This window comes from Alcanivorax sp. HI0007 (assembly GCF_001635525.1).
Lineage (GTDB): Bacteria > Pseudomonadota > Gammaproteobacteria > Pseudomonadales > Alcanivoracaceae > Alcanivorax.
On sequence record NZ_LWEJ01000005.1, the window covers coordinates 1 to 11,591 of the forward strand.

At 60.2% G+C, this 11,591-nt stretch carries 11 protein-coding genes; 2 read left to right on the top strand and 9 right to left on the bottom strand.

Annotated elements, in window-relative coordinates:
- Positions 1-53: 53 nt before the first annotated feature.
- Genes rssA through A3714_RS00670 form a run of 4 tightly spaced genes read right to left on the bottom strand, consistent with a single transcriptional unit; the run spans position 54 to position 2,310 of the window.
- Positions 54-980, bottom strand: coding sequence for a patatin-like phospholipase RssA (gene rssA, locus A3714_RS00655; protein WP_156493049.1), 927 nt, complete (start codon positions 978-980; stop codon positions 54-56).
- Positions 977-1,183: a DUF1289 domain-containing protein gene (locus tag A3714_RS00660; RefSeq protein ID WP_062816965.1), complete on the bottom strand. Its 207-nt coding sequence runs from the start codon at positions 1,181-1,183 to the stop codon at positions 977-979. The genes rssA and A3714_RS00660 overlap by 4 nt, the downstream gene beginning before the upstream one ends.
- On the bottom strand, positions 1,180-1,716 hold the full coding sequence (locus A3714_RS00665; RefSeq protein WP_063509901.1) for a gamma carbonic anhydrase family protein: 537 nt from the start codon (positions 1,714-1,716) through the stop codon (positions 1,180-1,182). The genes A3714_RS00660 and A3714_RS00665 overlap by 4 nt, the downstream gene beginning before the upstream one ends.
- 18 nt (positions 1,717-1,734) lie before the next feature.
- Positions 1,735-2,310 carry a CoA pyrophosphatase gene (locus A3714_RS00670; protein ID WP_063509903.1) on the bottom strand — a complete coding sequence of 192 codons (576 nt, stop codon included), beginning with the start codon at positions 2,308-2,310 and terminating at the stop codon, positions 1,735-1,737.
- A gap of 171 nt (positions 2,311-2,481) precedes the next feature.
- Here A3714_RS00670 and A3714_RS00675 point away from each other — a divergent pair, with 171 nt between their 5' ends.
- Complete coding sequence (locus tag A3714_RS00675; protein WP_062816963.1) at positions 2,482-3,045, top strand: NUDIX hydrolase; 564 nt, start codon at positions 2,482-2,484, stop codon at positions 3,043-3,045.
- A gap of 124 nt (positions 3,046-3,169) precedes the next feature.
- Here A3714_RS00675 and A3714_RS00680 read toward each other — a convergent pair whose 3' ends face one another.
- The 4 genes from A3714_RS00680 to purL all read right to left on the bottom strand — a co-directional run bounded on the left by A3714_RS00680 (position 3,170) and on the right by purL (position 9,170).
- Entirely contained in the window at positions 3,170-3,502 is a 333-nt protein-coding gene (locus tag A3714_RS00680) for a hypothetical protein (RefSeq protein WP_063509900.1), read from the bottom strand.
- A gap of 226 nt (positions 3,503-3,728) precedes the next feature.
- The gene (locus tag A3714_RS00685) at positions 3,729-4,427 is read right to left on the bottom strand and encodes a PaaI family thioesterase (RefSeq protein WP_062816961.1); all 699 of its coding nucleotides are present in this window, start codon (positions 4,425-4,427) and stop codon (positions 3,729-3,731) included.
- Between the two features lie 2 nt (positions 4,428-4,429).
- Positions 4,430-5,095, bottom strand: coding sequence for a PaaI family thioesterase (locus A3714_RS00690; RefSeq protein ID WP_063509899.1), 666 nt, complete (start codon positions 5,093-5,095; stop codon positions 4,430-4,432).
- Between the two features lie 199 nt (positions 5,096-5,294).
- Positions 5,295-9,170, bottom strand: a complete 3,876-nt coding sequence (gene purL, locus A3714_RS00695; protein WP_063509898.1) for a phosphoribosylformylglycinamidine synthase — start codon at positions 9,168-9,170, stop codon at positions 5,295-5,297.
- Positions 9,171-9,534: 364 nt separating this feature from the next.
- On the opposite strand from purL, the gene mltF reads away from it, so the two are divergent.
- Positions 9,535-10,938 (top strand): membrane-bound lytic murein transglycosylase MltF, encoded by a 1,404-nt coding sequence (gene mltF / locus A3714_RS00700; protein ID WP_082810855.1) that lies wholly within the window; start codon positions 9,535-9,537, stop codon positions 10,936-10,938.
- 90 nt (positions 10,939-11,028) lie between these two features.
- On the opposite strand, the gene A3714_RS00705 is transcribed toward mltF, so the two are convergent.
- Positions 11,029-11,591, bottom strand: a 563-nt coding sequence (locus tag A3714_RS00705) for a DUF72 domain-containing protein (RefSeq protein ID WP_063527139.1), incomplete at its 5' end; no start/stop codon positions are given.

The following is an 11,591-nucleotide window of genomic DNA, read 5'->3' on the forward strand; positions in this document are numbered from 1 at the left end:
CGCCGCCTCTCGCGACGTTATTAATTATTCATTATTAACTATTAATTGCCTCTTCAAACCCTATCCGCTACCGGTGAGCCCACCCAGGCGAGGATGTCGGCTTCATAGCGTTTAACCAGCGAACGCCCCTCTTCAATGGCTTCCTTGGCGCGATGAAAATCCATCAGCGCAAAATCCTCCAGCAAGGGCACCAAGGTGACTTCCGGCGGATCGCCAGCCATTCGAGAACGGGTGATGCGGTCCTGCATGATATTGATACTGGACGCCACCACATCAAAGAAACCCGGGTCTTCATCGTCTTCGGAGATGAAGTAACCCATCATCTTGTGCCAGATGCTGCGTTCTTCGTCACTGCCGTCTTCCCCTTCGGCCTGGGTGCGGGTATCCCGGGACAGGTGGGCGCCAACCAGCTGGGCATTGAGGTTCACGGCGATGACCACATCCGCTCCCATGGCACGGGCGGCAGACACCGGTACCGGGTTGACCAGGCCCCCATCCAGCATCCAGCGACCCTGCATTTTTACCGGAGAGAACAACCCCGGCAGTGCACAGGATGCCCGGGCGGCATCCAGCATGGTGCCTTTGGTGATCCAGATTTCCCGGCCACTCTTCATGTCCGTGGCCACAGTCACCAGCTTTTTCTCCAGGGTTTCAATATCCGGGTTGTCATGATGCTCACGAAAGAAATTAAACAATTTCTCCCCCTTCACCATGCCGCCAGACAGACTGATATCCAGCAGCCCGAACACATCCTTGACGGTGAGCGACTGCACCCAGTCAGCGAATTCATTCAACGTGTTGGTAACGTAGGCACCCCCTACCAGCGCACCAATGGAGGTCCCTGCCACCACCTGGGGTTTTACGCCGATTTCTTCCAATCCCTGGATCACACCGATGTGGGCCCAGCCCCGGGCAGAACCACTGCCCAGCGCCAAACCGACCACCGGCTTGTGAGGCGCCTGATCATCAATATTCGTCATGATGAACTCTTCTCCTTGCGAACCACACAGGGCGCCGGCTCGCCGTTCATGCGTTGCTCGATACGACGAAACACTTCCCGCTTTTCTTCATCGGAAAGCAGCCCCCAGATGGAAATCTCTCCACCACTGCGGAAACAGCCCACGCAGATATCATTTTCATCCAGCGCGCAGATAGAAACGCAGGGGGATATCAACTGGCTCATGACGAAAACCGTTCGTCCACTTCCAGGTGCTCGCTGAATTCCTTGGCATGGGCCACATAATGCATGCTGCTCATGGTCAGCATGGCCTTGTGGCCGTCGGTGATTTCCTTGACCACCTTGGCCGGGGAACCCATCACCAGGGAATTGTCGGGAATCTTCATCCCTTCCGGCACCAGGGAGTTGGCACCTATGATGCAATTCTTGCCCACCACCGCCTTGTTCAGAACCACCGCATTGATACCAATCAGGCTGTTGTCGCCAATGGTGCAGCCGTGCAGCATCACCTTATGCCCCACCGTCACATCACGGCCGATTTTCATGGGCACGCCGGGGTCCACATGCAGTACCGCACCGTCCTGGATATTGGTGTTTTCGCCAATCTCGATCACATCATTATCAGCGCGCAATACCGCGTTGAACCAGATGCTGGTGTTGGCTTCCATGATTACCGAACCGATCACGGTAGCGTTGTCCGCGATCCAGTGGCCGGCGCCCCGTTGTTCCAGTTGCCGGCTGCCAATTTTATAAATCATCAGTGCTTTCCTTCGTTGTCAGTCCGTCACTTCAAACGCAATGTTCGCATCATAAACGTGGTTGATCAGGTCCAGAATCATGAAGGCGGTGAGCCCCCAGATGCGCTTGTCTTCGTAGTAATAACTGGGAATGCGGAAACGACGGCCAAAAAAATCGATGGGGCTGGACAGCTCCGGCACTTCATCCAGAAAGAACCGCAGCGGCACCTGGAAGATGGTCTCGATTTCACCGGGCTCCGCCACCAGCGGTGCCTCCGGCCGGACGATACCCACAAAGGGCGTGACCTTCATCCCATAGCGGGACGCCAGCGGTGACAGCTGCGCCAGCACCTCCACATAGCCAGGGTCCAGACCCACTTCTTCCTGACTTTCCCGCAGGGCGGTCATCAGCAGGCTCTTGTCACCCGGGTCCCGCTTGCCCCCCGGAAACGCCACCTCGCCGGCATGGGTTGGCATGGTACTGGAACGCACGGTCAGGATCAGGCGCGGTTCCGGGTCATCAATCAGCGGCATCAGCACCGCTGCCTCCGGCAGTGCCAGCGGCAGCTCCGTGCGTTTGTAGTCCGGCAATCGCTGCCTGAGCTGATCGAGCACAACCTTCTCCTGTAATGCATGCAACGGTGCATTCAATTCAAACGGTAGTTTGAACAGGCGGGCCGCCGGCGGCAAGTCCGCGATCACAGTAACATCGTCACCGTGCCGATGGGGCCGCCGGAGATTCTCCTGTATCATCAGGTTTTTGCCGCGTCCGGAGCGAGAGGTTTCATGAAATTCTGCAGTCACTGCGGTAGCGACCAGATCGGTTTCAGCATTCCGGAGGGGGACAATCGGCCCCGTTACTGGTGCCCCGATTGCCAGACCATCCATTACCAGAACCCCAAGATCGTGGTCGGCGCAGTGCCTATCTGGGACGGCAAGGTGCTGCTCTGCAAGCGCTCCATCGAACCGCGCAAGGGCTACTGGACCCTGCCCGCCGGCTATATGGAAAACGGGGAAACCCTGCAGGAAGGCGCCGCCCGGGAAACCTGGGAGGAAGCCTGCGCCACGGTGGCCATCGGCGATTTGTATACCGTCTTCAACCTGCCCCATATCAACCAGGTCTATGTGTTCTTCCTGGGCAAACTGGAGGACGGCAAGTACGACGTGGGCGAGGAAAGCAGCGATGCCGGTCTGTTCGCCCTGGATGACATTCCCTGGGGTGAGCTGGCCTTCCCGGTGGTGGGACGCACCCTCAAGTTCTATATCGATGATCTCAAGCGTGACGAGTACCCGGTACGCATTCAGGAAGTGCCGCCCATCGGCAAGAAACACCTGACTAAAGATGCATAATGCTTCCGTAGGAGCCATGCTCGCATGGCGAACCGAGCCTCAGCGAGGAGGTAGGCTCGCCACGCTCGGTTCGCCATGCAAGCATAGCTCCTACGGGTGCCTTCGAGGCTCCCTCGCCACCAGGTCAACCGGGTAACGGCTCCAGCCGCCACAGGTCAATGGCGGGCTCTTCGTAGGGGTGGGCCAGGCGCAGGGCGCTGATTACGGTTTGCACCCGCGACGCCGGGCAGATTGTCTCCACCCGGAACTCTTCCACCACTTCCACGTCGCCCCCGGTCTCACCGATATAGGGATTGCTGCCTTCCAGGGGGCGGAACTGGCCCTGCCCCAGGGTCTGGAAGCAGCAGGCATCATAATCGCCCATGTGCCCGGCGCCGGCTTCGAAAATGGCGTTCTTCACCTGCTCCACATGACTGGTGGGCACGTAAAAGCACAGTTTGTAATACAGCTCGTCCATGGGGCTGGCCTCCTTGTCATTGTCGCTCGCAGCTCGGTAAAACGGATTGTTGCCACAGAGGGCTTAGAGTTCAGTTGCAAGGTGAAAGTTAAAAGTTGCAACGCGCGAACAGAGGGAAGCCAAAGAGAAAGCGACTTTCTCCGCGCTGCCCGGGTTGAGCCAGAATCCTGGGCAAGGGATGTGCTTATTGCCAGCGGCCTCGCCCGCGCTTGGTAACTTTCAACTTTTAACTTTCACCGTGTAACTCGGCAAACTCCGGCTTGAGAGCGTAATCGCCGTGGGCAGAAATCCAGATACCTTCGGCGGCGACCGTCTGCTGGCCATTGACCCAGACACTGCCTTCACAACGCAGCTTGCGCCGTTCCAGGGTGACCAGCCTGGCCTCGAAGTCCACCGGCGTATTGATGGGGGTGCCGGCAAGATAACGAATATTGAGCGTACCGGTCATACCGATCTGTTTCACGAAATCCTGGCTTTTCGCCATCAGCATATCCAGCGCCAGGGACAGGACACCACCGTGTACCCGCCCCGGTGGGCCCTGGAAAGCCAGGCCGAACGTGGCCCGGCCCCGGACCCGGTCCCCGTCCAGCCACAACTCCAGCGGTGGTGACATGGGGGAGGCCTTGCCGGTGAGGATCTCGAAATCCACCAGATCGGTCACATCATCCGCGGAGCCTTCTCCCGCCAACAGCCGCTGTAGAATGCCGTTATAGTCCCGCTGGCCATACTGGGCCAGGTCCGTACGCAGCTGACGGATGTGTTCGATGTACTCGTGCAGCTTGTCGTCCGGGGCATCCAGGCGCAGCACCTGCTCGGTCAGCCCGACCAGCTCCTGGCCCAGCTCCCGGTGTAGTAGAGCCCGAGTCGAAGGCGCCGGGGTTTCCGCCACGAGAATGTCGCGGAAGTGATAGCGTTGCTCGCTCATGGTCACCCCAGACTCTTCGGTGTGAGCCAGATGCCTTCCGCGCTGACCGTCTGGGTGTCACCGTGCCAGATGCCCCCTTCCACAAAGATCTTTCGCCCTTCCTGGCCAGTGATCCGGGCCCGGCAATGGATGCTGTCTTCGATGGGAGTGGCTGCCAGATAACGAATATTCAGGGTACCGGTGACGCCCAACCGGAAGGCCGCATGCAAGGCGCGGGACAGGGCCGCGTCCAGCAGCCAGGCAATCACACCACCATGCACCCGCCCCGGCGGACCCTGGTATTGCAGGCCCAGGCGCAGGGCGCCTTCGATACCGTTCTGGTCTTCCTGCAACCATTCCACCTGGGGGGCAATGGGGTTGGAAGGCCCACCCACCGGATCGTAATCCATCATGTGGAAGATATCCTCGGTGGTGGCCGAGCCGGTGAACAGCTTACGGTTGGCGGCCCGGGTGTCGCGTCGAGCCGGTTCCCCCACTGTTGCCACCAGCGTTTCCAGCTGATCCGCCCAGCCACTGAGCGTGTCGATATCCCCCTCCGCCCGGATCAGCCGCTCCGCCAGGGTCTGCATGGCCGCACTGATACGCCGGCGCTCAATAAAATCCGCCGGCACAGGCTCGTTGTTGTAGGCCTTTTGCAATTCGAAAGGCCCGAAGGTTTTTTCAGACACAGGACACCAATGAATAGTTAATAATGAATAATTAATAACGGAAAGATTCAAACAATCGTTTGATTCTGAGGGGAAACACTCTGTAGCTCAAGCTCATAAAAGGACATAAAAAAGGCGGAAACAGCCAAGCCGTTCCCGCCCCAGTCTTCCATTTTTTATCTTAGCTATTAATTATTCACTATTAATTATTAATTGCCTTTTAACCGACCCACTTCCGCGCATTGGCAAACATCCGCAGCCAGGGGCCGTTCTCGTGGCCCCGCCAGTCGTCCGGGATCCAGCTGTTCTGCAGGACACGGAACACCCGCTCCGGGTGCGGCATCATGATGGTGACGCGGCCGTCGCTGGTGGTGAAACCGGTAACGCCCTGGGGTGAGCCGTTGGGGTTTGCCGGGTACTGTTCCGCCGGGTTGCCCTGACCATTCACATAACGCAGGGCCACCAGACGCTGCTCGATATTGCGATTGAGCGCATCATCACCCAACTCCACCCGGCCTTCGCCATGGGCCACGGCAATGGGGATACGGGTACCGGCCATGTCCTTGAGCAGGATGGACGGGGAATCCTGGATTTCCACCAGGGAAGTCCGTGCCTCGAACTGCTCGGACAGGTTGCGCACAAAGCGCGGCCAGTGTTCGGCACCGGGAATCAGGTCCTTCAGGTGGGACAGCATCTGACAGCCGTTACACACACCCAGCGCAAAGGTGTCTTCGCGGAAGAAGAACCGATTGAAGGCTTCGCGCAGCTCCGGGTTATAGAGCACGGTCTTGGCCCAGCCACCGCCAGCACCCAGCACATCCCCGTAGGAGAAACCGCCACAGGCCACCAGTCCCTTGAAGTCATCCAGCTGCACTCGCCCTGCCAGCAGGTCGCTCATGTGCACGTCGATGGCAGAGAAGCCGACCCGGTCGAAAGCGGCCGCCATTTCGGTCTGACCGTTGACGCCCTGCTCGCGCAGGATCGCCATCTTCGGTTTTGCGCCAGTGTTGATGAAAGGCGCCGCCGGGTTCTCGGTCATGTCAAAGGTCAGGCGTACATTCAGGCCCGGATTGTTGTTGTCCGGGATGGCCTCGAATTCCTGACGGGCGCAATCCGGGTTATCGCGCAGGGACTGGATCTGGTAGCTGGTTTCCGCCCAGGTGCGCTGCAGTTCCCGGCGCGGGGTTTCCAGCAGGATACCGCCGCCCAGACGCAGGCGAATCACATCATCACCGTCCGGATGACCCAGTACATGCACACACTGGCTCAGGCCGGCTTCTGCATAGCGTGCCAGGATTTCCTGACGATGGGCCGGGCTGATCTGCAGTACCGCACCCAGCTCCTCGGCAAACAAGGCGGCCACCGCTTCCGGGTTATCACCGGCAATATGATCCAGACTGATATCCAGGCCGGTACGACCGGCAAAGGCCATTTCCACCAGGGTGGTAAACAGACCGCCGTCGGAACGGTCGTGGTAGGCCAGCAACTTGCGCTCGGCCAGCAGTTGCTGGGTCACCTCGAAGAAGGCGATCAGATCCTTGGCATCGTCCAGGTCCGGCGGCACATCGCCCACCTTGCCGAATACCTGAGCCAGGGCGGAGCCTGCCAGGCGGTTCTGGCCACGGCCCAGGTCCACCAGCAGCAGTTCGCTGTCCACACCGGTTTTCAGTTCCGGGGTCACGGTCAGATCAATGTCGGTGACACCGGAAAACGCGGAGATCACCAGGGACAGAGGCGCGGTGACACTCTTGTCGATACCCTTGTCGTTCCACACGGTGCGCATGGACAGGGAGTCCTTGCCCACCGGAATGGCAATACCCAGCTGCGGACACAATTCCATGCCCACGGTTTTCACGGTATCGAACAAGGCCTGGTCCTCGCCCGGGTGACCGGCAGCGGCCATCCAGTTGGCGGACAGGCGAATCTGGCCCAGATCACCGATATGGGCGCTGGCGATGTTGGTGATGGATTCCGCCACGGCCATGCGACCGGAGGCCGCTGCGTCCACCAGGGCCACCGGGGTTCGCTCGCCCATGGCCATGGCTTCACCGGTGCGTTGATTGAAACCCGTGGCGGTCACCGCGCAATCGGCCACCGGCACCTGCCAGGGGCCCACCATCTGATCACGATGGACCAGACCGGTGATGGAGCGATCACCGATGGTAATCAGGAAACTTTTCGACGCCACCGTGGGCAGGCGCAGCACGCGCTCGCTGGCCTCTTTCAGATCAATGCCCTTGGTGGTGAAGGTCTGGCGCAGGAAGTCTTCCCGGTCAAAGCTACGCTGCATTTTCGGCGGCTTGCCGAACAGCAGGTCCATGGGCAGATCCACCGGCGCCTTGCCGAAGTGTTCATCACTGACCGTCAGATGCTCTTCGCTGGTGGCTTCACCGAGGACTGCGTAAGGGGTGCGCTCGCGCTGGCAGATAGCATCAAAGCGCTCGATGTCCTCCGGCATTACTGCCAGCACATAGCGCTCCTGGGCTTCGTTACACCAGATCTCCACCGGGCTCATGCCGGGCTCGGAGCTGGGGATTTCACGCAGTTCCAGTCTGGCGCCCATATCGTGGTCGTGGACCAGCTCCGGCAGGGCGTTGGACAGACCGCCGGCGCCCACATCGTGGATGGAGACGATGGGATTGTTGTCGCCTTCTGCCCAGCAGCGGTCGATCACTTCCTGTACCCGACGTTCGATTTCCGGGTTGTCCCGCTGCACGGAAGCAAAATCCAGGGTTTCGTCGGACTCACCAGAAGCCATGGAACTGGCCGCACCACCACCCAGGCCGATCAGCATGGCCGGGCCACCCAGCACGATGATCTTGGCGCCGGCGGGAATCGGGTTCTTTTCCACATGGCCGTCGCGGATGTTGCCCAGGCCACCGGCGATCATGATCGGCTTGTGGTAGCCGCGCACTTCATCACCGTTCACGCCCGGGGCCTGGATTTCCAGGGTGCGGAAGTAGCCACACAGGTTGGGGCGACCGAATTCGTTGTTGAAGGCCGCCGCACCGATGGGGCCTTCAATCATGATGTCCAGTGCCGAGGCAATACGGCCGGGCTTGCCATAGGGCGTTTCCCAGGGCTGCTCGAAACCGGGAATATTCAGGTTGGAAACGGAGAAACCGTTCAGGCCCGCCTTGGGTTTGGAGCCACGGCCGGTGGCACCCTCATCACGGATCTCACCGCCGGAGCCGGTGGCCGCGCCCGGATGGGGCGCAATGGCGGTGGGATGGTTGTGGGTTTCCACCTTCATCAGCAGGTGTACCGGCTCGTTGACGAACTGGTACTCGGCACTGCCCGGTGCCGGGAAGAAGCGATCGGCCACCGGACCGGCAACCACCGAGGCATTGTCCTTGTAGGCACTCAGCACCCCTTCCGGGGCATGGTTGTAGGTGTTGCGGATCATGCCGAACAGGCTCAGATCCTGTTCCTCACCATCGATGGTCCAGTCCGCATTGAAAATCTTGTGGCGGCAATGCTCGGAGTTGGCCTGGGCGAACATCATCAGTTCTGCATCGGAGGGATTACGGCCCAGCGCCGTGAAACGCTCCACCAGGTAGTCGATTTCATCCTCGGCCAGCGCCAGGCCCAGCTCGCGGTTGGCGGTTTCCAGGGCGTCGCGCCCGCCGCCGATCACATCCACCGTGGTCAGTTCGCGGGGGGTGTGATGGGAGAACAGGGCTTCAGCGTCTTCCAGTTCCGCCAGCACCACTTCCACCATGCGGTCATGCAGGGCCGGCGCCAGGACAGACCGGTCACCCTCGCCAGCCAGCCGGTATTCGATGCCCCGCTCCACCCGCTCTACCTGAGTCAGGCCGGCGTTGTGACAGATATCCGTGGCCTTGGATGACCAGGGCGAAATGGTGCCCGGGCGCGGCACCACCACAAAACGCTGCCCCTCCACATCATCCTCTTCCAGGCTGGGGCCGTACTGCAACAGCCCTTCCAGCACCTGTTGCTGCTCATTACTGAGGGGCGACTTGAGCGCCACGAAATGCACGTAACGGGCAGAGATCGCAGAAATGCCCGTCAGGGACTCCAGCAGTTTTTCCTTACGAAATGCGGACAGGGCCGGGCTTCCGGAGAGGATCAGCATAGTGCGCCTTATATGATTACCAGTGGGGGTGGAGAGTAGGGCAGCAATGATACGGGATTTGACCGCCGCTCGCAGCCTCCGCACACCGCCAATTTCCATCCAGTGCAGCCTTGTCTTACCGCGAGGAAAAATCGCCTACGACACCTGCCTTATACGCAATTTAATGCTCTCTTCCGGACTTGTCGCATTTGTGCATAAAACGCTCAATTGTTCGACAAAGCGTTACATAACAGCCATTTGCCACTGATAGAGTTGCGCCACTTTGACGTGATATAGATCACAGGCAGGGGATCAAACAATCCCCAACCGGTCGGCGGTAAGCAGTATCGACCTGTCTGGACAACCTGACAGAGGTACACCAAGGATGACGGTTTTCTTTCGACATACTAAGCATCTCCTGGCTTCGCTGGCCCTGTTCGGCGTTATCGGCATGATGCTGGCCATGCGTCCCACCCCTACCGCCATGGAACGGGTCATGACCCGCGGTGAGCTGGTGGTGATGACCCGTTCGTCCAACACCACCTACTATCAGGACCAGCACGGCTATACCGGCATGGAATACGAGCTGGCCAAAGGCTTTGCTGACAGCCTGGGGGTCGAGCTGCGGATGCTGGAATCCGACGACCCTTCCTATATTCGTTATGCCATTCGCAAAGGTACTGCCGATATGGCAGCGGCCGGCCTGGTAGCCACCGCAGAGCGCAGCGAAAGCCTGCGCTTCACCACGGATTACCAGAAAGTGGACGCTCTGGTGGTGCGCCGTCTGGACACTCCGCGCATCCGGGATCTGGAAGACCTGGCCGGTAAACGTGTGGCCGTCGCTGCCGGCTCCAGCCACGCAGAGCTGCTGGTCAAGGCGCAGCTGGAAAATCCGGGCCTGGCATTCCAGGAAGTGGAAGACGCCAACCCGGAACAACTGATGGCCCTGGTGGAGGACGGTCAGGTGGATTACACCCTGATTCACTCCAACAGCTACTCCCTGCAGCGCGCCCTGTGGCCGGAGCTGATTGCCGACTATACCGCCGCCACTGATATGCCCCTGGCCTGGGCTTTCAGCCCCAAGGATGACCAGAGCCTGTATCTGGCCGCCCAGCGCTACCTGACCCAGGCCAAGGCCAACGGCACCACCGCCAAGCTGGAAGACCGTTTCTACGGCCATGTGGAACAGTTCAACCTGTATGCAGCCCGCAGCTTCATGCGCCATCTGGAAGACCGTCTGCCCCGCTACGAGGAACTGTTCCGTCAGGCGGAAGACAACAGCGGTTTCGACTGGCGCCTGCTGGCGGCCCTGGCCTACCAGGAATCCCTGTGGGATCCCGGTGCCATCTCCCCCACCGGGGTGAAGGGTCTGATGATGTTGACCAACGACACCGCGCGCCAGATGGGTATCAGTGATCGTACCGACCCGGCCCAGAGCATTCTGGCCGGCGCCGACTACCTGCGTCACACCCACGAACGCATCCCTGCGCGCATCCCGGAACCGAGCCGCACCTGGATGGCCCTGGCCGCTTACAACGTGGGCTTCGGTCACCTGGAAGACGCGCGCGTGCTGACGGAAAAACAAGGCGGCAACCCGGACAACTGGCAGGATGTGAAGCAACGCCTCCCCATGCTGGCCAACCCGGCCTACGCCGACCAGCTGCGCTACGGCAATGCCCGTGGTGGCCAGGCAGTGATCTACGTCCGCCACATCCGCCGCTACTATGATTTGCTGGTATGGGCGGAAAACAGCCGCCGTCGTGACGACACGCTGATCGCGCTGAATTAAGAGACAGTGACGAGACGCGAGTAACGAGTAACGAAACCCTGTCACGGTTTTGCTGTTCGAAACTCGTTTCTCGCAACTCGCAACACCGTCTCAGAACAACCCTGGCTGCTTCACCTGCCTCCCCAACGCCAACGGTGCCAGCCCCGGCAAACGTTCCATCAGCATGCCGTGCCACAATGCCGCCAGAACCAGCGCATCACCGTTGTCCGGCATGTGTATGAAAACGTAAGGGCCCTCCCCCGCCGCTATCCAGTTCGCTACCCGTTCCACCCAGGGCGCAAGAAACGCCCGGTTGGCCTGCAGCTCCGGATGCCCGACGTAACGAATCACCGGCGACGCGTCACCGGGCAGCACATGCACTGGCAGGCGGGGCTTCTTGCGCTGAGCCTCTCGTGTGGCAGCATCCTCCGCGCTGGCGGCAAACAACGCCCGGCTATCAAAACAGACCCGGGCCAGATTGCGCTCGCGCAGGCCGCGATTGAGCGCCCTCTCCGCCTCGCCCTTGGCGAAGAAATCCCGGTGACGCACTTCTACCGTGCAAGCGAACGGTGCCGGCAGCGCCTCCACAAAGCGCCACAAATCCTCCAATCGCTCCGGCCCGAAAGCTGCGGGAAGCTGTAGCAAGAACGGCCCGAGCACATCCGCCAGCGGAG

Excerpts from the sequence above, each read along its gene's own strand:
- purL (WP_063509898.1), bottom strand. The coding sequence starts at position 9,170 with ATGCTGATCCTCTCCGGAAGCCCGGCCCTGTCCGCATTTCGTAAGGAA.
- A3714_RS00665 (WP_063509901.1), bottom strand. The coding sequence starts at position 1,716 with ATGATTTATAAAATTGGCAGCCGGCAACTGGAACAACGGGGCGCCGGC.
- A3714_RS00680 (WP_063509900.1), bottom strand. The coding sequence starts at position 3,502 with ATGGACGAGCTGTATTACAAACTGTGCTTTTACGTGCCCACCAGTCAT.
- A3714_RS00660 (WP_062816965.1), bottom strand. The coding sequence starts at position 1,183 with ATGAGCCAGTTGATATCCCCCTGCGTTTCTATCTGCGCGCTGGATGAA.
- mltF (WP_082810855.1), top strand. The coding sequence starts at position 9,535 with ATGACGGTTTTCTTTCGACATACTAAGCATCTCCTGGCTTCGCTGGCC.
- rssA (WP_156493049.1), bottom strand. The coding sequence starts at position 980 with ATGACGAATATTGATGATCAGGCGCCTCACAAGCCGGTGGTCGGTTTG.
- A3714_RS00685 (WP_062816961.1), bottom strand. The coding sequence starts at position 4,427 with ATGAGCGAGCAACGCTATCACTTCCGCGACATTCTCGTGGCGGAAACC.
- A3714_RS00675 (WP_062816963.1), top strand. The coding sequence starts at position 2,482 with ATGAAATTCTGCAGTCACTGCGGTAGCGACCAGATCGGTTTCAGCATT.